This is a genomic window from Bradyrhizobium sp. Kon58, from assembly GCF_055807455.1.
The window spans coordinates 1-19,246 of record NZ_JBVVOT010000022.1 but is presented as its reverse complement, the minus strand read 5'-3'; the positions used below and the strand labels follow the sequence as shown (position 1 = coordinate 19,246).

At 64.9% G+C, this 19,246-nt stretch carries 17 protein-coding genes; 13 read left to right on the top strand and 4 right to left on the bottom strand.

All coding sequences use genetic code 11. The annotated features are described in order from the left end of the window. The first annotated feature begins 217 nt into the window (after positions 1-217). The 7 genes from AC0L20_RS28335 (at position 218) to AC0L20_RS28305 (ending at position 9,166) form a co-directional block, all read left to right on the top strand. Complete coding sequence (locus AC0L20_RS28335) at positions 218-1,909, top strand: peptide ABC transporter substrate-binding protein (RefSeq protein WP_473293996.1); 1,692 nt, start codon at positions 218-220, stop codon at positions 1,907-1,909. A gap of 27 nt (positions 1,910-1,936) precedes the next feature. Further along, the gene (locus tag AC0L20_RS28330) at positions 1,937-2,887 is read left to right on the top strand and encodes an ABC transporter permease (RefSeq protein WP_247430993.1); all 951 of its coding nucleotides are present in this window, start codon (positions 1,937-1,939) and stop codon (positions 2,885-2,887) included. A gap of 2 nt (positions 2,888-2,889) precedes the next feature. After that, positions 2,890-3,765 (top strand): ABC transporter permease, encoded by an 876-nt coding sequence (locus tag AC0L20_RS28325; protein WP_473293994.1) that lies wholly within the window; start codon positions 2,890-2,892, stop codon positions 3,763-3,765. A gap of 58 nt (positions 3,766-3,823) precedes the next feature. Continuing rightward, on the top strand, positions 3,824-5,152 hold the full coding sequence (locus tag AC0L20_RS28320; RefSeq protein WP_473293993.1) for an NAD(P)/FAD-dependent oxidoreductase: 1,329 nt from the start codon (positions 3,824-3,826) through the stop codon (positions 5,150-5,152). A gap of 12 nt (positions 5,153-5,164) precedes the next feature. Continuing rightward, complete coding sequence (locus tag AC0L20_RS28315) at positions 5,165-6,091, top strand: 2-hydroxyacid dehydrogenase (RefSeq protein ID WP_473293992.1); 927 nt, start codon at positions 5,165-5,167, stop codon at positions 6,089-6,091. Between the two features lie 9 nt (positions 6,092-6,100). Then, positions 6,101-7,969, top strand: coding sequence for an ABC transporter ATP-binding protein (locus AC0L20_RS28310; protein WP_473293991.1), 1,869 nt, complete (start codon positions 6,101-6,103; stop codon positions 7,967-7,969). Between the two features lie 270 nt (positions 7,970-8,239). Continuing rightward, positions 8,240-9,166 carry a helix-turn-helix domain-containing protein gene (locus AC0L20_RS28305; RefSeq protein ID WP_473293990.1) on the top strand — a complete coding sequence of 309 codons (927 nt, stop codon included), beginning with the start codon at positions 8,240-8,242 and terminating at the stop codon, positions 9,164-9,166. On the opposite strand, the gene AC0L20_RS28300 is transcribed toward AC0L20_RS28305, so the two are convergent. Both AC0L20_RS28300 and AC0L20_RS28295 read right to left on the bottom strand, forming a co-directional pair. Then, positions 9,167-10,090, bottom strand: coding sequence for a catalase family peroxidase (locus AC0L20_RS28300; protein ID WP_473293989.1), 924 nt, complete (start codon positions 10,088-10,090; stop codon positions 9,167-9,169). It lies immediately after the preceding gene. A gap of 114 nt (positions 10,091-10,204) precedes the next feature. Further along, positions 10,205-11,428: a polyhydroxyalkanoate depolymerase gene (locus tag AC0L20_RS28295; protein WP_027519727.1), complete on the bottom strand. Its 1,224-nt coding sequence runs from the start codon at positions 11,426-11,428 to the stop codon at positions 10,205-10,207. A gap of 183 nt (positions 11,429-11,611) precedes the next feature. On the opposite strand from AC0L20_RS28295, the gene AC0L20_RS28290 reads away from it, so the two are divergent. After that, positions 11,612-12,268 (top strand): glutathione S-transferase family protein, encoded by a 657-nt coding sequence (locus tag AC0L20_RS28290; protein WP_473263018.1) that lies wholly within the window; start codon positions 11,612-11,614, stop codon positions 12,266-12,268. Positions 12,269-12,547: 279 nt separating this feature from the next. On the opposite strand, the gene AC0L20_RS28285 is transcribed toward AC0L20_RS28290, so the two are convergent. Further along, positions 12,548-12,772, bottom strand: a complete 225-nt coding sequence (locus AC0L20_RS28285; protein ID WP_106945261.1) for a hypothetical protein — start codon at positions 12,770-12,772, stop codon at positions 12,548-12,550. A 180-nt stretch (positions 12,773-12,952) separates the two neighbouring features. On the opposite strand from AC0L20_RS28285, the gene AC0L20_RS28280 reads away from it, so the two are divergent. Further along, complete coding sequence (locus AC0L20_RS28280) at positions 12,953-13,309, top strand: hypothetical protein (RefSeq protein ID WP_473293988.1); 357 nt, start codon at positions 12,953-12,955, stop codon at positions 13,307-13,309. 9 nt (positions 13,310-13,318) lie between these two features. Here the strand turns inward: AC0L20_RS28280 and AC0L20_RS28275 are convergent, their stop codons facing one another. Continuing rightward, positions 13,319-14,422, bottom strand: a complete 1,104-nt coding sequence (locus tag AC0L20_RS28275) for a mandelate racemase/muconate lactonizing enzyme family protein (RefSeq protein ID WP_473293987.1) — start codon at positions 14,420-14,422, stop codon at positions 13,319-13,321. A 177-nt stretch (positions 14,423-14,599) separates the two neighbouring features. Here AC0L20_RS28275 and AC0L20_RS28270 point away from each other — a divergent pair, with 177 nt between their 5' ends. The 4 genes from AC0L20_RS28270 to AC0L20_RS28255 all read left to right on the top strand — a co-directional run bounded on the left by AC0L20_RS28270 (position 14,600) and on the right by AC0L20_RS28255 (position 18,873). Beyond that, positions 14,600-15,433 carry a GyrI-like domain-containing protein gene (locus tag AC0L20_RS28270; protein WP_473293986.1) on the top strand — a complete coding sequence of 278 codons (834 nt, stop codon included), beginning with the start codon at positions 14,600-14,602 and terminating at the stop codon, positions 15,431-15,433. A 134-nt stretch (positions 15,434-15,567) separates the two neighbouring features. Continuing rightward, positions 15,568-16,494, top strand: a complete 927-nt coding sequence (locus AC0L20_RS28265) for an SMP-30/gluconolactonase/LRE family protein (protein ID WP_473293985.1) — start codon at positions 15,568-15,570, stop codon at positions 16,492-16,494. Between the two features lie 122 nt (positions 16,495-16,616). Beyond that, positions 16,617-17,210, top strand: a complete 594-nt coding sequence (locus AC0L20_RS28260; protein WP_473293984.1) for a GNAT family N-acetyltransferase — start codon at positions 16,617-16,619, stop codon at positions 17,208-17,210. A gap of 16 nt (positions 17,211-17,226) precedes the next feature. Then, the gene (locus AC0L20_RS28255) at positions 17,227-18,873 is read left to right on the top strand and encodes a GMC family oxidoreductase (protein WP_473293983.1); all 1,647 of its coding nucleotides are present in this window, start codon (positions 17,227-17,229) and stop codon (positions 18,871-18,873) included. Positions 18,874-19,246 lie beyond the last annotated feature (373 nt).

Sequence of the window (19,246 nt, the reverse complement as noted above, 5' to 3'; positions counted from 1 at the left end):
TCGCTCTCCCATGCATCATTTCAGCCCCGGACAACGACGGTCCGGAGCTTCAGTCGGAGTGAATAGGTCGCGCATCCTAGCAATGCGATTGACAGCTGTATTTAGTCGTGATGAACTTTTGGTAGAAAAATTTAGAAGCACTAAAGCCCACTCCTGTCCCTTTGCCGGGGATCTCGGGCGCGGGAGACGGTGCCGCGTGCGAAAACGGAGAGTGGTCATGGCGGACGACACCGGGAAGTTCGGCGTTGGAGCACTGCATCTCGGCAATCCGAATCGCCGTCAGATCTTTCAGCTCGGCGCGGGCGCCGCGGCGGGATGGACGCTTTCGGGCAGCGCATTCGCGCAGACCGAACGCCCGACCAATCCGCCGGACAAGCCGCGCGGACAGGTGATCGCGGCGCTGTCGCAGGAGCCGACGGTCTTTCATCCCCTGATGCCGGGCATCGAAGTCGATCAGGGCATCTGGTGGCAGGTGTTCTCGCCGCTCTGGTTCATCGATCCCGACGGCAAGTTCGTTCCCGACCTCGCCCGCGAAGTCCCGACCCTCGAGAACGGCGGCCTGTCGGCCGACGGCCTGACCTGGAAGATCAAGCTCCGCAGCGACGTGAAATGGCACGACGGCACGCCGTTCACGGCCGACGACGTCAAGTTCTCGCTCGAGCTGATCAACAATCCCGATTTTCGCGCGCGCAGCCGCGTCGGCCATAGCCTCGTGAAAGACATCAAGGTCGTCGCGCCCGACGAGATTCACTGGCGCATGGAAGCTCCCTATTCGCCCTACGTGTCGATCCTGGGATCGCTGACCTTTATCGTGCCCAAGCACATCCTGGAGAAGGTGACCGATCCGAACGCCTCGCCGTTCCACAACGCGCCTGTCGGCACCGGACCGTTCCGCTGGGGCGAGCGCGTGCCGGGTGACCACATTCAGTTGAATGCCCATACCGGCTATCACGGCAAGGGGCCGTACGTCGAACGCGTGGTGTTCAAATACATTCCCGATCTCACCGTCCTCTACACCCAGTTCCGCACCGGACAGGTCGACTACACCGGCCTGCAAGGCATTCTGCCGAACTTCGTGCAGGAGGCGAAGACCCTGAAGGGCCGCAAGATCTTCGTCTCCTCGACGTCGTCGGTGGAGCACATCGCGCCCAATCTGGAGTTCGGCGCGTTGGCGGACCGCACCGTGCGCGAGGCGCTTTATCTCGCGATCAACAAGCAGGCGATCATCGATGCGCTGAACTACGGCTTGCCGACGCAGACCGAAAGCTTCGTGCCGCAACAGGCCTGGTCGTTCCAGCAGGGACTGCCGCAGCACAAATACGATCCGGCCAAGGCCAACACGCTGCTCGATGCGGCCGGTTGGGTCCGCGGCGCCGGTGGGGTGCGCGAGAAGGGCGGCGTCAAGCTCGAATTCGCCAATTCCACGACGTCGGGCAACGCGGTGCGGGAGCAGACCCAGCAGTTGCTGATCCAGGACTGGCGCGCGATCGGTGCCGCGATGCGCGTCAACAACATGCCGGCCGCCGTGATCTGGGGCGACTTCTGGCAGCAATCGAAATTCAACTCGGTGATCGTGGGGGTGAATTTCATGCTCGGCAGCGACCCCGACGTGACGCCCCGCTTCGGCTCCGGCGCCATTCCTGCCAAGGGTGGCCGCGGCTACAACACCTATCAGTATCGCAACCCGGAGGCGGATCGGCTTCTCGCAGAAGGTGCCAAGCAGTTCGATCTGGCGCAGCGCAAGACGACCTATGGCAATCTGCAAAAGCTGATCCGCGACGACCTCGCGATCCTGCCGCTGTTCCAGGGCTTCATCGCCGAAGGCGTGAAGGAAGGGCTGCAGGGTTTCCGCCCCAACATCAACATGTCGATCAACTGCTGGAACATCCGCGAATGGTATTGGGCCTGATGGTTCAGGTGCGCGAGATCGCCTGAGATGGCCCGTTACGTCGCCAATCGCCTGGCGCAGGCGATCATGCTGCTGGTGATCGTGTCCGCGATCGGCTTCGCCATCCTGCATCTGGCGCCGGGCGGCCCGCTCTCGCAATTCGCGGCGTCCGCGCAGATGACCCAGGAGGATCTCGATCGCGTCACCCGGCAGCTTGGCCTCGATCGTTCGCTGCCGATCCAGTATCTCGACTGGTTCGGCCGGATGCTGAGGGGCGATTGGGGCCGCTCGTATCGCGACGGCGAGCCGGTGCTGGCGGTGATCTCCTCGCATCTCGGCGCGACCCTGGAGTTGATGGCGACGGCGACCATCATCGCGGTCCTGCTCGGTTGCTGGATTGGCGTGCTCGGTGCGCTGCGCCGCTATTCGCTGTTCGATTCGCTGGCGACCGTCGGCGCCATGATCGCATTGTCGATCCCGACCTTCTGGTTCGGCCTCGTCACCATCTATGTGTTCTCGGTGAAGCTCGGCTGGCTGCCGGCCGGCAACCGGCAGACCGTCGGCGACGGCTCACCGCTCGATCTCCTCCATCATCTCATTGCGCCGGCGCTGGTGCTGGCGCTGGTGGAGACCGCGATGTGGGGCCGCTTCATGCGCTCCTCGATGCTCGAAGTCATCAACCAGGACTACATCCGCACCGCGCGCGCCAAGGGCATGCCGGAATGGCGAATCCTTACGGTTCACGCCTTGCGGAACGCGCTGCTGCCGATGATCACGGTGGGCGGCCTTCAGTTTCCGACGCTGCTCGGTGGTGCGCTGGTCGCCGAGACCGTGTTCACCTGGCCTGGCATGGGCCGGCTGTTCCTCGATTCCATCGGCTACCGCGACTATCCGGTAGTGATGGGCATCCTGATGTTCTCGGCGATCATGGTGCTGATCGGCTCCCTCCTCGCCGACATCCTTTATGCCGTCGTCGATCCGCGCATCCGGGTGGGCTAGGGATGACGACTGCCGCCCTCTCCACCGATCAAGTTGCGCCGGGCCAGGCGGCGTGGCGGCGCTTCCGCCGGCATCGGCTTGCGCTCGCGGGCGCGTTGATCATTCTGCTTCTCATCCTCGGTTCGGCATTCGGCCCGTATCTCCTGCCGTTCGACGACACCTATATCGACATCATGAAGCGGTTCGCGCCGCCGCTGTCGGGCGCGCACATCCTCGGCACCGACGAGCTCGGCCGCGACGTGCTGGCGCGGCTGATGATGGGCGCGCGTATCTCGCTGTCGATCGGCTTCGTCGCGATGGTGATCGCGATGGCAGTGGGCATCGCCGTCGGCGCCTTTGCCGGCTTCTATGGCGGCATGGTCGGCGCGGTGCTGATGCGGCTCGTCGACGCCATGCTGTGCTTTCCGACCATCTTCCTGCTGCTCGCGCTCGCGGCGCTCATCGAGCCCGGCTTCGTCACCACCACCGTGCTGATCGCGGCAACCGCCTGGATGTGGGTGGCCCGCGTCGTCGAGGCCCAGGTGCGCTCGCTGCGGGAACGCGAGTTTGCGGTTGCTGCACTCGCGTTCGGCTCGTCGAACCTGCGGATCATGTTCCGCGAGCTCGTGCCCAACGCGGTCGCGCCGATCGTGGTGGCGGCGACGCTGAACGTCGCCAAGGCAATTCTGCTGGAATCCTATCTCAGCTATCTCGGTTACGGCATCCAGCCGCCGGCCGCGAGCCTCGGCAACATGCTCAACAATGCGCAGATCTATCTCACCAGTGCGCCCTGGCTCGCGATTGCGCCGGGCCTCGCCATCACGCTGGCGGTGACGAGCTTCAACTTCCTTGGCGACGGCCTGCGCGACGCGCTCGATCCGCGAATGAACATCCCATGATCTGCAAACGAGCGACGAGCCGAGCTGTCTCGATCGAACTGAATTTCTGGAGTGTCCCATGTCCCCGCCGCTCACCCGTATAAACAGTGACGAGCGCCTGCCGGCGCAGGTGGATGTCGTCGTCATCGGCGGCGGCGTCATCGGCGTGTCCGCAGCCTATCATCTCGCGAAGAAGGGCCTTTCCGTCGCCCTGGTCGAGAAGGGCCATGTCGGCGGCGAGCAGTCGAGCCGCAATTGGGGCTGGTGCCGCCAGCAGGGCCGCGCGCGTGAGGAGATCCCGCTCGCCCGCGAGGCGCTGCGGCTGTGGGAAGACATGCAGAACGACGCCGGCGTAGATGCCGGCTTCCGCCGTACCGGCGTGCTGTTCCTGACCAAGAGCAAGGACGAACTCGCCAGCTGGGAGCGATGGGCCGCGACGGCGCGCGAGATGCAGGTGCACTCCACGGTCCTGACGCCAGCGGAGGTCGCCGAGCGCCTGCCCGGCAACGCCGAAAAATGGGTCGGCGGATTGCACACGCCGAGCGACGGGCGCGCCGAGCCCTCGATGGCGGTGCCTGCGCTTGCGACCGCCGCGCGAAAACACGGCGTCACCATTCATCAGGGCTGCGCCGCGCGTGGGCTAGAGACACAGGGTGGGCGCGTGAGCGCCGTCGTCACCGAGAAGGGCACCATTCGCACGCAATCGGTGCTGCTGTCCGGCGGCGCGTGGTCGTCGCTGTTCTGCCGACGCCACGGCATCGAGCTGCCGATCGGCCTCGTCAACGCCACCGCGTGCCGGACCACGCCGGGGCCGGAGATCACCTCCGGCGCGCTCGGTACCGACTTCTATTGCATCCGCCGCCGCCTCGACGGCGGCTTTACGCTGGCGCTTCGCAATCGCGGCACGGTCGAACTGTCGCCCGATCTGTTCCGCTACGCGCGGACCTTCTGGCCGACCTATCGTCATCGCAAGAACGGATTGAAACTGTCGTTCGGCAAATCCTTCTTCGACCAGCTCATGCGCGGCACGAGCTGGAGCTTGGACAAGCCGTCGCCGTTCGAGACCGAGCGCGTGCGCGACCCCGCGCCTGACATGTCGCTGGTCAATGCCGCGCTGGCTTCGCTGATCAAGTCGAACCCTGAATTGAAGGACATCGAGATCGCGGAAGCCTGGGGCGGTACGATCGACTGCACGCCGGATACCATTCCGGTCATCTCTCCGGTCGATGCCATGCCCGGCTTCTTCCTGGCCACCGGCTTCTCCGGCCACGGCTTTGGCATCGGCCCTGCGGCCGGCAAGCTCGCCGCCGACATCGTGACGGGCGCGACGCCGCTGGTCGATCCGGCGGCCTACAGCCACAAGCGCCTGATCGACGGCCGCCGGCTCGCGCCGGTCAGCCCGTTCTGAGGATCTTGCGGCATGACGGTTCTGTACAAGGCCAACATGGTTCGCGGCGCGGAGTGGGCGGGCTTCTTCGCCCAGCGCGCGCCCGATGTGCCATTCCGGCTCTGGCCCGACATCGGCGATCCCGCCGACGTCCGCTATCTCGTGGCGTGGGTGCCGCCGGACGACATCGCGACGACGTTCCCAAATCTCGAGCTGGTCTTCTCGGTCGGTGCGGGTGTCGACCAGTTCGACGCGTCAAAAGTTCCGCCGCACATTCCGCTGGTGCGCATGCTGGAGCCGGGCATCGCGGAGACCATGGTCGAATACGTCACCATGGCGGTGCTCGCCCTGCATCGCGATCTCCTGCACTTCATCGGCCAGCAGAAGGCGCAGGTCTGGCGCGAGATCCGGATCACGCCGGCCAAACGTCGTCGCGTCGGCGTGATGGGCCTCGGCCAGCTCGGCCAGGCCGTGGTCGAACGCCTCACGGCGTTCGGCTTTCCGCTTCTCGGCTGGAACCGCTCGCCGCGCGAGATCGACGGCGTCACCTGTTACGCGGGCATGGAGACGTTGCCGGATTTCCTTGCGCAGACCGACATTCTCGTCTGCCTATTGCCTCTGACCGACGAGACCCGCGGCATCCTGAATGCGGATCTGTTCGCGCGCCTACCGCGCGGCGCGTCGCTGGTCAATGTCGGGCGAGGCCCGCATCTGGTCGAAGCCGACTTTCTCGCGGCGCTCGACAGTGGCGCATTGTCGGGTGCCGTCCTCGATGTCGCCGAGCCGGAGCCGCTGCTTGCGGGTCACCCTTTCTGGAGCCACCCGCGCATCCTGGTCACGCCGCACAATGCCAGTATGACGACGCCGGATACGGCGGTCGATTTCGTGCTGGACGTGATCGCACGCCACCGCCGCGGCGAGGATTTGCCGGGGCGTGTCGATCGTAGTCGTGGCTATTAGGACATCGGCATGAGCATGGGCGCAAGCGGAGCTGATCAAGTCGCGGACCACGCTCAGTCGCCGGTGCTGTCGGTTTCCGGCCTGACGACGTCCTTCCTCCGCGAACGGCAATGGAGTCCCGTCGTCCGCGACGTGTCGTTCGATATTGCCTCGCGGGAAACCGTGGCGATCGTCGGCGAGTCCGGTTCGGGCAAGAGCGTCACCGCGCTCTCGATCATGTGGCTCATTCCGAAGGAGAACGGCCGGGTCGAAGGCAGCGTCCGGCTTGCCGGTCGCGACCTGCTGACGCTGCCCGAAGCGAGCATGAAGGATGTTCGTGGCAACGACATCGCCATGATCTTCCAGGAGCCGATGACGAGCCTCAATCCGGTGCTGACCATCGGCTTCCAGATTGCGGAAGCACTGATCCAGCACCGCGGTCTGTCGCGCGCGGCGGCGGAGGTCGAGACCATCCGCCTGCTCGACCGCGTGCGGATACCTGCGGCGAAATCGCGCTTCCACGAGCATCCGCATCGCTTCTCCGGCGGCATGCGCCAGCGTGTGATGATCGCGATGGCGCTGGCCTGCAAGCCGAGGCTGCTGATCGCGGACGAGCCGACCACCGCGCTCGATGTCACGATCCAGGCCCAGATTCTGGAGCTCCTGAAGGAGCTTCAGCAGGAAGAGGAGATGTCGATCCTCTTCATCACCCACGACATGGGCGTGGTGGCCGAGATCGCGGACCGCACCGTGGTGATGTATGGCGGCCAGGCGGTGGAGACTGACGCGACCGCGCGTATCTTCGCAGCCCCTTCGCATCCTTATACAAGGGCACTGCTCGCGGCCGTGCCCCGCCTCGGCTCGATGGATGGGCGGACGCGGCCGATGCGTTTTCCGATCGTCGACAAGCTAACGGGGACCTCGGACGAGCCGGCGGAGACGCCCGACACGGTCTCGATTGCCGAGCGACCGCTGCTCGAAGTCTCCAATCTCACGACGCGCTTTCCAATCCGCTCAGGCCTGTTCGGCAAGCTCTCGGGCCGCGTCCACGCGGTCGAGAACGTCTCCTTCACCTTGCGCGCCGGGGAGACGCTGGCGCTGGTCGGCGAATCCGGCTGCGGCAAGTCGACGACGGGCCGCTCCATTCTCAAGCTGACGGAGCCGGACAGCGGCACCGTTCTGGTCGACGGGCAGGATGTGCTGGCGATGAATGCCCGCACCTTGCGTGATTTTCGCAAGCAGATGCAGATCGTGTTCCAGGATCCGTTCGCGAGCCTCAACCCGCGCATGTCGGTGGGTACGGCGATTGCGGCCCCATTGCTCGCCAACGGGCTCGCAACGGCGTCGCAGGCGCGGGAGAAGGTCGCCGACCTGCTCGTTCGCGTTGGTCTCACCGCCGACATGGCCGCGCGCTTTCCGCACGAATTCTCCGGTGGCCAGCGCCAGCGCATCTGCATTGCCCGCGCGCTCGCGCTCGGACCGAAGCTGATCGTCGCGGACGAAGCGGTCTCGGCGCTCGACGTTTCGGTCAAGGCGCAGGTCGTCAACCTGATGTTGGACCTTCAGGCCAGCATGGGACTTGCCTATCTGTTCATTTCCCACGATATCGCGGTGGTCGAGCGCATGAGCCATCGCGTCGCGGTGATGTATCTCGGCGAGATCGTCGAGACCGGTCCGCGCGCGGCCCTGTTCGGAAATCCGCAGCATCCTTATACGAAGAAGCTGATGGCGGCCGTGCCGGTGCCCGATCCAGCGCGCCGCGGCACCAGGCGCGAGGTAGCGAACGACGAGATCAGAAGCCCGGTGCGCGCGCCGGATTACCAGCCGCCCGTTCGGCAATATCGCGAGGTGTCGCCGGGCCACGTCGTCCAGGTCTGGGGCGAGGAATGGTCCGCCTGACGTGCGCAGGCCGCAATTCATTTCCAAAATGCACGATGAAATCGCGCAGCAATCTGTCGGGCAGGTCAACGGTGTTGTCCTTCGCCCTGCCGGGCCTGTGACATCACGCTGAAATCACAATGAAATCATCGCGGCGCGGCCCGGTGCGACGGCCGGCCGCGCCAGCTTCGTGCTATGCGCTGCAGCTGGACCGTCGGCCGGCGATCTCCGATAATGCGCGGATCTCGGGAAGGCCGGCGAAGACGTGCCTTTACGGATGGATTTACTAGAATGACACACGCAGGCGTCTACGGGCAGAGGCTCGGGCAGGGCCTTCGCTCGAAGCAAGCACCGGTCCTGATCACGCGTTCGCTGCACAGTGCCGAGCTTGCGGTCACCGAAGTCCGCAACGACGATCCGACACCGGATATTTCCGGCTCGCTGGCTGCGGAAGATGCCTATCTCCTCAGCCTGAAACTCCGCGACTATCCGGATTGCGAATGCTGGGAGGAGGGCCGCTGTGTCAACAAGGCGGATGTTCGCGCAGGTGCGACCTATCTGTACGACCTCAAGCGCGACCCGCGCTATGTGATCGACAAGCCGTTTCACTCGCTCTTCTTCTATTTGCCGCGCTCGGCGCTCAACGGTGTTGCCAGGCATCCGGGCGGGCCGCGGGTTGGCGAGCTCAGCTACGAGCCCGGTGTCGGTCATGACGACGCGGTCGTTCGACATGTTGGCGCCTCGTTGCAGCACGGACTGCGTCGGCCCGACGAGACCAACCAGCTTTTCGTCGATCACATGATGCTTGCGCTCACCGCCCATGTCGCCCAGACCTATGGCGGGCTGAAGCCAGCCGCAGAACCGAGCCGCGGCGGTCTCGCGCCATGGCAGGTGAAGCGTGCATGTGACCGGCTCGATTCCGATCTCTCGGGCAAGATCGCGCTACAGCTGATCGCAACCGAGCTTGGCCTGTCAGTCAGCCACTTCTCACGCGCATTCCGGATCTCCACCGGCCTGCCGCCGCATCAATGGCTGCTCCAGCAGCGCGTCAAGGCGGCCAAGCAACTGATGACAGTCCGCGACCTGCCGTTGTCCGAGATTGCCATCTCCGCCGGATTTGCCAATCAGAGCCATTTCACGCGGGTGTTCTCGTCCATCGTCGGCGTCAGTCCGGGCGCGTGGCGCCGCGAAACGGATGGCGGACGGGAAAAGATCTAGTCAGCGCCGCGTTTCCAGCGAATAGGTGTAGGCCGTGCGGCGCGCCGCAAAGATCTCGTCCGGCGGATGGCCGATGCCGTCGGCAAGATTGGCGGGATTGAAGATGGAGCCGTCGCAGGCCTCGTTGGCCTCGAGGCTGGTGATGACGATCGTCCCTAGCCGCACCTGCTCACGGTTGTCCTCGTCCGGCCATCGCAGGGTCACGTTCATGGTGGGATCGCCGGGACGGTCGAGCAAAGCCACCACGTTGAAGCGGACATCGCCGGCTGCGATCCTCCGCGCGAGATCGTCATGCAGGAAATCGGCTGACTTTGTCCTGGCTTCGTCTTCGCTCAAGGTGACGTCGCCACCGACAGGCGCGACCTTGAACTTGATGAAGCGAGTCTCGCCCTTTGCGTTCGTCGCGGGAAAGGCGTGTACGCCCCAATAGGTCGTGCCGGCAAAACTGCCGGGCAGCCGGCGCGCCGCGATGTACTTCGCCTGGTTCAGTGTTTCAGGATTGGCCGCGGAAAAAGCCCGGACCTTCTCGCTGTCGGGCTTGCCGTCCGCGCCCGGAATGCGCGCCTCGAGGAAGGCGAGCATCTGGTCGAGCGTCCGTGCAAAATGCACCGGAGCGCTTTCCAACAGGATGTCCGAGCGATGCGCGTCGTCGCCAAGCCTGAAGCTGAAGCCGCGCAGGACGAGATTGTTGCTGTCGGTCACCCCGGGATTGCCGCCGCCGACGGAGAAACGCGCCAGCACGCGCGAGGGCTTGGTGAAGCTCAGCGATCGCGTGATCTCTGCCGCGCGGTCGGACGGGGCATAGGTCCCGCGCACGCATCGACCCTTGGCGAAGCTCGCACGCACCTTTGGCGGATTGCCTGCGACCGCCTTCAATGCATCGACGATCGCGGCGGGTGTTACAGCGAGGGGGAGTTCGGACATGGCTTGGCCTCCGGCGCGAGCGGCATGTCCGTGTGTTAGGGTTGGTGCAGCGCCGGCGTCTTTCCCAAAGCCGCGCTGCCTTGTCCGATCCTGCTGAAGAAATTTGGCGGAGCTTCAGGAGTTCACGTGCACGAAATCCCGCAGCAGCGGATAGATTTCGTTGTTCCAGCGCTTGCCCGAGAACACGCCGTAATGGCCGACGCCGGCCTGCATGTGGTGCACACGGCGGTAGGCGCGCACGCCGGTGCAGAGGTCTTGCGCGGCCAGCGTCTGGCCGATCGAGCAGATGTCGTCCTTCTCGCCCTCGACCGTCATCAGCCCCATGCGGCTGACGGCCTTGGTGTCCACCGGACGTCCCCGATGCATCAGCTTGCCCTGGGGCAGAAGATGCTCCTGGAACACGTCGCGCACGGTCTCGATATAGAATTCCGCAGGCAGGTCCATCACGGCGAAATATTCGTCGTAGAAGGTCTTGATGCTGGCCGCCTTCTCCTTCTCGCCCTTGGCGATGTGATCGGCGAGATCGATGTGCTGCTTGATGTGGCGCTCGAGATTCATCGAGACGAAGGCGGTGAGCTGCACGAAGCCGGGATAGACTTTCCGCAAGGCACCGCGGCACTGCATCGGCACGTAGTTGATCAGGTTCTGCTCGAACCAGTCGATCGGCCTGCTCTTGGCGAATTCGTTGACCCTGGTCGGCAGGATGCGCGTGTCGATCGGCCCGGCCATCAGCGTCAGCGTCGCCGGCCGCGAAGGATGGTTGCCCTCGCACATGATCGCGGCGGCCGCGAGCGCCGAGACCGAGGGCTGGCAGATCGCGACCATATGCGGGCGCGGGCCCAATTGGCCGAGGAAGTCGATGAGATGCTCGGTGTAGTCGTCGAGCCCGAAACGGCCCTCGCTGCGGGGAATGTCGCGCGGATTGTGCCAGTCGGTGATGTAGACGTCGTGGTCCTGGAGCAGCGTCTTCACGGTGCCGCGCAGCAGCGTCGCGAAATGGCCGGACATCGGCGCCACCAGCAGCATGCGCGGCTGCTCGCCCACGCCTTCCTTCTTGAAACGCAGCAGCGAGCCGAACGGGGTCGCGTAAGCGATCTCCTCGGTCACGGCGACCTCGCGATTGCCGACCATGACGCTGTCGATGCCGTAGGCGGGGCGGTGGTAGGTGAGGGTGGAGCGGGAGATCAGCTCCAGCGCGGCCGACAGCCGGCCGACGACCTGATCCGATAAGCCCTGCGGCACCAGATTGAGGAATTTGAGCGCGGAGGAGGCCCCCGACCGCCACGGCGCCGTCAAGTCCATATGGTTCTGAAAGGCCTGATAATACATCGACATCATACTGAAAAGCCCACCTGTCCCCGTCCTGTTATGCAATATCGAAGCCAAACCCGGGATGAGCCGCTCTCAAGATTGGCACGTCGCTTGCTGCTCTTTTCGCGGGAAGCACAGGCGGTGCGCACTCCCGCAGCCCGGGCGGGGTGCAAGTCTTAGGCGTGAGTCACAGGCGTGAGGGAAGGCCACATGGCGAAGGCGACACTGACCATCAGCAGCAAGAACTATTCGTCCTGGTCACTGCGTGGCTGGCTGCTGACGAAATTTTCCGGGCTCGATTTCGAGGAGATCGTCACCGCACCGGACGACGCGTCGGCGCGCGCCGAAATCCTGCTGTTGTCGTCGTCGATCCTGGTGCCGTGCCTGCGGCACGACGGCGCGATCGTCTGGGATACGCTGGCGATCGCCGAATATCTCAACGAGGCGATGCCGGATGCCGGGCTGTTGCCCGCGGATCGCGTCCAGCGCGCGCATTGCCGCTCGATCTGCGGTGAAATCCATTCCGGCTTCACCACCTTGCGCGCCTCGCTGCCCGTCAACCTGAAGGGGCACTTCCCCGGCTTCAAGATCTGGTCGCGCGCGCAGGCTGACATCGATCGCGTCTGGGCGATCTGGCGCGACTGCCTGGATAAATCGGGCGGTCCCTTCCTGTTCGGCGAGACCCGCACCATGGCTGATGCGATGTACGCCCCGGTGGTGACGCGCTTCGTGACCTATAACGTCAAGCTCGAGCCGCAGCTGCAGGCCTATGCCGATACCATCATGGCCATGCCGGAGATGAAGGAATGGATCGCGGCGGCAAAGGACGAGCCGGCTGAGATCGAGGAGCTCGAGGTCGAATATTAGGCAGGCCGGGTGCCATCTGCCTGTTTTGGGAGCGCGCATCCAACCGCCGCACCCCCGCAGTCATGTCATTGAAGCCGTTAACTTTTGACGCCCGCGGCCGGCTGGGCTGGCTCACGCGCTGCGCAGATATTGTGTGCGCGCGCTGGCTGGTTGCGACATCTAGCCGTGAACAGGCGCGTACGGGGGCCTGCGGCTGATTCGGACGTGATTCGTTCGGGCCGCGTTCCGAAGGTTAAGCCGGGACGCGGCCCCGTAGCATTTTGAGACAGAAATCAGTGCTCAGGCCACGCCCGAATGCTTCATGCGTGGGACGCGCCAGCCGATGACGGTTGCTTCGACTGCGACGCCGGCTGCGTGGTTCTGCCAACGTCCCTCGACATAGCGGCAGGCGAACGGCAGCTGATACGTCCCGCTGTGGTCCTCGCACAGCACTTCGACTACAAGGCCAGGCGGCGGTTCTCCGGCGCCGTCGAATTCAGCCAGTCGTCTGTCGCGCGTTGCCATCAGAAACTCCCCTAAACAAAGCCGCAGAAGGAGCGCCCATTTCCTCCGCGTGCAGATCATCGCTCCCCGTCCGAGGGAACAGCGCAAGCTCAACGCGAGAATGCGGTGCGAGTGTGGTAGCCTCGACAGGCTGCGTGCAAAAAGCGCACATTGCCGTGATTGATTTGACGAGGAACCTGCATGCTGCTTCGAAGCGCCGGCGTCTGTTTCGCGATGTCACTGCTCGCCACGCTGGCGATTGCGCCGGTCCGCGCGCAGGACGTGCCCGGCATCGAGATCTGCACCGTCGAGAAGACCATGGAGCGCCGCACCAGCTGCCTCCAGAGCAACGTCGACTTCCTCCAGAAGACGATCACCAAGCTCAACCTCGATCACCAGCAAAAGCTGGACGCCGCGGCTCGCCAGATCGATGCGTTGAAGACGACCGTGGCCGGCTTGCAGAAGATGCTCGGCGATCTCCAGGCCGCGCAGGCGAAGACCGCGGAGGATGTGAAGAAGAAGCAGGACGCGCCGCCGCCGAAGGATGCGGCGAAATAGGAGCCGCGCTCAAGCGACGCGATATCGCTCCATCACGCTGCGGTCGGGCTCATAGCCGAGACCAGGCCCGGTCGGCACCGCGACATGGCCGGTGCCATCGACGTCGGCGCGGCCGCCCCACAGGCAGGCCTCGCGCTTCAGGTAAAACATCTCGACGAAGCCGTCGTCGCGTCCCGCCAGGAGATGCAAGGTCGCCAGCAGGCCGGGGCCGAAATACGGGGAGTGCGGAACGATCTTGACGCCGAGCCGATCTGCGAGCGCCGCAACCTTCAGGAATTCCGTGATGCCGCCGACCTTGATCACCGACGGCTGGGCGTGGCTGACCGCGCCCGCATCCATCATCTGGCGGAATTGATATTCCGTGCAGGCGTTCTCGCCGGCGGCGACGCCGAGCCCGCCCTTGCTGCGGACCTCGGCGAGTGCCGTAAAATCCTCCGGCGGCCAGACCGGCTCCTCCAGGAACATCGGCTGCGCGTCCCGGCATGTCCTGGCGAACGCGATCGCCTCTTCGCCCGACAGCGGGCAGTTCATGTCGACCATCAGCGGAATGCCGGGCCCGATCGCCGCGCGCGCGGCAAACACCGCCGGTGCCGTGGTCTCGTGCAGCTTGATGGCGCCGTAGCCGAGCGCGAGCGCCTTCTTGCACTCGGCGGCGATGTTGTCGGGCGAGCCGATCCGCAACAGGCTCGCATAGGCCGGAATGGCCGGGCGCCGGGTGCCGCCGAGCAGCCGGTGCAGCGGCACGCTCTTGATCTTGGCGGCGAGGTCCCACAGCGCGATGTCCAGCCCGGAGATCGCGAACATGGTTATGCCGTAACGCCCGAACAGATGCAGATTGCGCTGGATCTGCTCCATCACCGCGGCAATGCCGGCGGCATCGGGAACCTCCAGCCCACGGGCCTGCGGTGCGATCATTTCCTCGACGGCACTGCGCGTGGTGCGCGGACAGACATAGGCGAAGGCATCGCCCCAGCCGGTCAGCCCGGCGTCGGTGCTGACCTCGACCATCACCATGTCGAGGGCGGTGATGGCAGAGGCGCCCTGACGGAAGCTCGCGACACCGGCGTCATAGGGGATGCGGATATGGTGCGCGCGCACATCGGTGATCTTCATGACGCGGTTCCTCCTGCTTTCTCGTGAGCGGTTTCAAGGACGTCCCGAGTGTAGCCATGAACGCCCGGACGTTGCCAGTGGCTGGTCCGGCGTTATCCTCTTGCGGGACCGCAACACCGATCAAGCGAAACCTGCGGACTTCCGTGCATCATGGTCGCGCTTCGAACGAGAAACGCCATGAACCCAGCCCAGCGCGCGCTCTGGTACGTCGAGAGCCACCTGGCCGAGCCGATGACGCTCGACGAGATCGCTGCGATATCGGGCGTGTCGCGGTTCCACATCGTGCGCGCGTTTGCCGCAGCCACCGGCGTGCCGGTGATGCGGTACGTGCGTGCGCGGCGGCTGAGCGAAGCGGCGCGCAGCCTTGCGAACGGCGCGCCGGACATCCTCTCGCTGGCGCTGGAGGCGGATTACGGCTCGCACGAAGCATTCACTCGCGCGTTCCGCGACCAGTTCGGCACCACGCCCGAAGCGGTGCGCGCCGCGCAATGCACCGGCCATCTCGAGCTTCAGGAGCCGATCCTCATGGATTCAACCATCGCAGACAAACTCGCCACCCCGCGCTTCGAAACCACAAAGGCCTTCCTCGTCGCAGGCATCAACGAGCGCATCTCCTGCGACAACGGCGCGGCCATTCCTGGACTGTGGCAGCGCTTCCACCAGGAGGTCGCCGACATTCCCGCGCGCGTTGGACCGGTCGCCTATGGCGTCTGCTGCAACGGCGACGATGCCGGCAATTTCGACTACATCGCCGGCGTCGAGGTCGCCGATTTCTCCGAGCTGCCCCGCCGCTTCGGGCGTATCCGTATCCCCGAGCAGCGCTATGCGGTGTTCACCCACGCCGACCACGTCGCCTCGATCAGACGCACCGTCACCGCGATCTGGAATCAGTGGCTGCCGGCCTCCGGCCTGAAGGCTGCCGATGCGCCGAACTTCGAGCGCTACGACGAGAAATTCAATCCCGCCACCGGCAATGGCGGCCTGGAGATTTGGATACCCGTGCGAGATTAGCGCGCAACGCTGGCATACCATCCCGCTTGCTTGGCAAGCCCCGGCGACTTTGTCATAACCACAGGCAATCTTGCGTGTGGGGCCCGTGCCGGACATCCCGTGCAAGTCATAACAAGCAGCCGGGAGGGTCCCCCATGTCCAACGTCCGCGTTCTCGCCACCGACCTCGAATTTCCCGAAGGGCCGGTCGTGATGCCGGACGGCTCGGTGGTGCTGGTGGAAATCCGCGGCCAGCGCCTGACCCGAATCCATCCCGACGGGCGCAAGGAGATCGTCGCGAAGATTCCGGGCGGCCCGAACGGCGCAGCCCTCGGCCCTGACGGCAAGATCTACATTTGCAACAATGGCGGCTTCTCCTGGGTCCCGACCCGCAACATGATCATGCCGGGTCCGCAGCCCGACGATTATCTCGGCGGCTCGATCCAGCGCGTCGATCTCCAATCGGGAAAGATCGAGACCGTCGTGACGAAATGCGGCGAGCACGATCTGCGCGGGCCGAACGATCTGGTGTTCGACAAGCAGGGCGGCCTCTGGTTCTCCGATCTCGGCAAGCGCCGCGCGCGCGAGATGGACGTCGGCGGCATGTATTATCTCAAGCCTGGCATGAAAGAGATCGTCGAGGTCGTGCACGGCATACTGCCGGCGAACGGCATCGGCCTGTCGCCGGACGAGGCCACCGTCTACATCGCGGAGACGCCGACGGGCAGGCTCTGGGCCTACGAGCTCTCCGCGCCCGGCACGCTCAAGCCGCGCGACGTGATCTATCGCGGCGAGCGGGGCAAACCGATCTGCGGCCTCGGCGGTTACCAGATGTTCGACTCGCTGGCGGTCGAAGCGAACGGCAATGTCTGCGTCGCCACCCTCGTCTCCGGTTGCATCTCGGTGATAGCGCCCGATGGCACCTTGGTCGAGCAGGTCCCGACCGGCGACCGCGTCACCACCAACATCGCCTTCGGCGGCCCCGAGCTCAAGACCGCCTACATCACGCTCTCAGGCAAGGGCGAACTGATCGCCATGGACTGGCCGCGTGGCGGTTTGCCGCTCAATTTCCTAAACAAGTAAACGGTGCTAGTGACCGTCATTGCGAGCGAAGCGAAGCAATCCAGGAATGCGTCCGCGGTGACAGTCTGGATTGTTTCGTCGCTTCGCTCCTCGCAATGACGTGACGCAAGGAGAGATATTCAATGCCCTGGCCTGATCCCATCACCCTGCGCGGACAGCATGCCGCTCTGGAGCCGTTGTCGCATCAGCACCGCGAGGGGCTGATCGAGGCCGTGAAGGACGGCGAGCTCTCCACCATCTGGTACACCGCGATTCCGACGCCGGACAACATGGGCAAGGAAATCGACCGCCGGCTCGGTCTTCAGGCCGCGGGCTCGATGCTTCCCTTCACCGTGTTCGATGGCAGCGGCAAGATCGTGGGCATGACGACCTACATGAACATCGATGCCGCCAACCGCCGCGTCGAGATCGGCTCGACCTGGTACGGCAAGAGCGCGCAGCGCGGTCCGCTCAACACGCAGTGCAAGCTGCTGCTGCTCACCCACGCCTTCGAAACGCTGGACTGCATCGCGGTGGAATTCCGCACCCACTTCTTCAATCACCAGAGCCGCCGCGCCATCGAGCGCCTTGGCGCCAAGCAGGACGGCATCCTGCGCAGCCACCAGGTCGCGCCCAACGGCACGCTCCGGGACACCGTGGTCTACAGCATCACCGCGGCCGAATGGCCGACCGTGCGAATGCATTTGAATTATCAACTCAACGACAAGCCGCGCTAGAGGCGGCCGAGGCACCATGGACAGATTTGATTATGTGATCGTCGGCGCGGGCTCCGCCGGTTGCGTGCTCACCAGCCGGCTGAGCGAAGACCCTGCTACCAGTGTCTGCGTGCTCGAGGCGGGCCCGAGCGACTGGCATCCCTACATCCATCTGCCGGCCGGCTTCATCAAGACCTTCCACATGAAGAGCATCAACTGGGCCTACCAGCAGGAGGTCGGGCCCTGGACCGGCGGGCGCAGCATCTACGCGCCGCGCGGCAAGACGCTCGGCGGCTCGTCCTCGATCAATGGCCATATCTACAATCGCGGCCAGCGCATGGATTTCGACACCTGGGCGCAGATGGGCAATCGCGGCTGGGGCTATGCCGACGTGCTGCCCTACTTTCGGCGGCTGGAGAAACGGGTCGGCGAGGGCGAGGACGTTTACCGGGGCCGCGACGGCAATCTCACCGTTACCACCATGAACTGGCGCGATCCGCTTTGCGAAGCCTTCATGGAAGGCGCGGTCTCGCTCGGCATCCCTCGCAACCCCGACTACAACGGCAAGACCCAGGAAGGCGTCTCCTATTGCCAGCGCACCATCGATAGGGGCTTGCGCGTCTCCGGCGCGACCGCGTTTCTCAAGCCCGCGATGAAGCGTCCGAACGTGCATGTCCACACCCACGCGCACGCGACCGAGATCATCTTCGAGGGCAAGCGCGCCGTCGGCGTGCGCTACATGAAGGGGGGCTCTGGCGGCACGCCGGTGGAAGTGCGCGCCAACAAGGAAGTGATCCTCTCCGGCGGCACCTATAATTCGCCGCAGCTGCTCCAACTCTCCGGCATCGGCTCGCCAGATCTGCTGGGCGCCCACGGCATCGCCGTGCGTCACGCGCTTCCGGTCGGCGAAGGCCTGCAGGATCATTACGCCCCGCGAACGGTCGCGCGCGTCAAAGACATCAGGACCATCAACGAGCTTCGCCGCGGCTGGCGTCTCTGGGTCGAGGCGATGAAATGGGCCACCGCGCGCAAAGGCCTGCTGTCGCTGTCGCCGACCATGGTCTATTGCTTCTGGCATTCCGGCGAGAGCGCCGACAGCTCCGACCTCCAGCTCACCTTCACGCCGGCGTCCTACAAGGAAGGCGTACAGGGCCAGCTCGAGGACGAGCCCGGCATGACGGTGGCCTCCTGGCAGCAGCGCCCCGAGAGCCGCGGCTATGTCCGGATCCGCTCGTCTGATCCGTTCGCGCCGCCGATCATCCAGACCAACTATCTCGACGCCGAGCTCGACCGCCGCGTCATCGTCGGCGGCATGAAGCTCGCGCGCCGGCTTTTGAAGAGTGCGCCGCTGTCGCCTTACTACGCCTACGAGGATTTCCCGGGGCCGAACATCAACACCGACGACGAGTTTTTGGCCGCCGCCACCGAGCGCGGCACCACCACCTTCCACCCCGGCTGCACGTGCCGCATGGGCCCGGCGGATTCCACCTGGGCGGTGGTCGACGACCAGCTCCGCGTTCACGGGCTGCAAGGTCTCCGCGTCATCGACGCCTCAGTGATGCCGCGCATGATCTCGGCGAACCTCAACGCCTCCACCATGATGATCGCCGACCGCGCCTCGGACCTGATCCGCGGCAAGCAGCCAATGGAAGCCGCGCGCGTGCCGGATGCGGCGGTGGCGTAGCAAGGTCTCGTGCCCCGGACGCAGCGCACCGCTTCCCCAGCGATGCGAAGCGTCATTCGGTGCCGCGGTGCGCTGCGGAGCAGGGGCCCATCTCACGACCTTCGTGCGTCTTCTGGGGCCCGGCTCTGCGCAGCAGCGCTTCACGCTGCAGCGCGTCCGGGGCACCTGAGCGCGTTGTCTTGCTCCGTCATTGCGAGCGCAGTGAAGCAATCCAGTCTGTCACCGCGGAGGGATTCTGATTGCTTCGCTGCGCTCGCAATGACGATGTGGAGAGAGTGAGAAATTGTCTCCCCAACGTCGTCCTGGCGAAAGCCAGGAGGTGGATTCACACTCGAAGTGCAACAGTTGAGAGGAGAAGGCCTCTGCCGGGGTT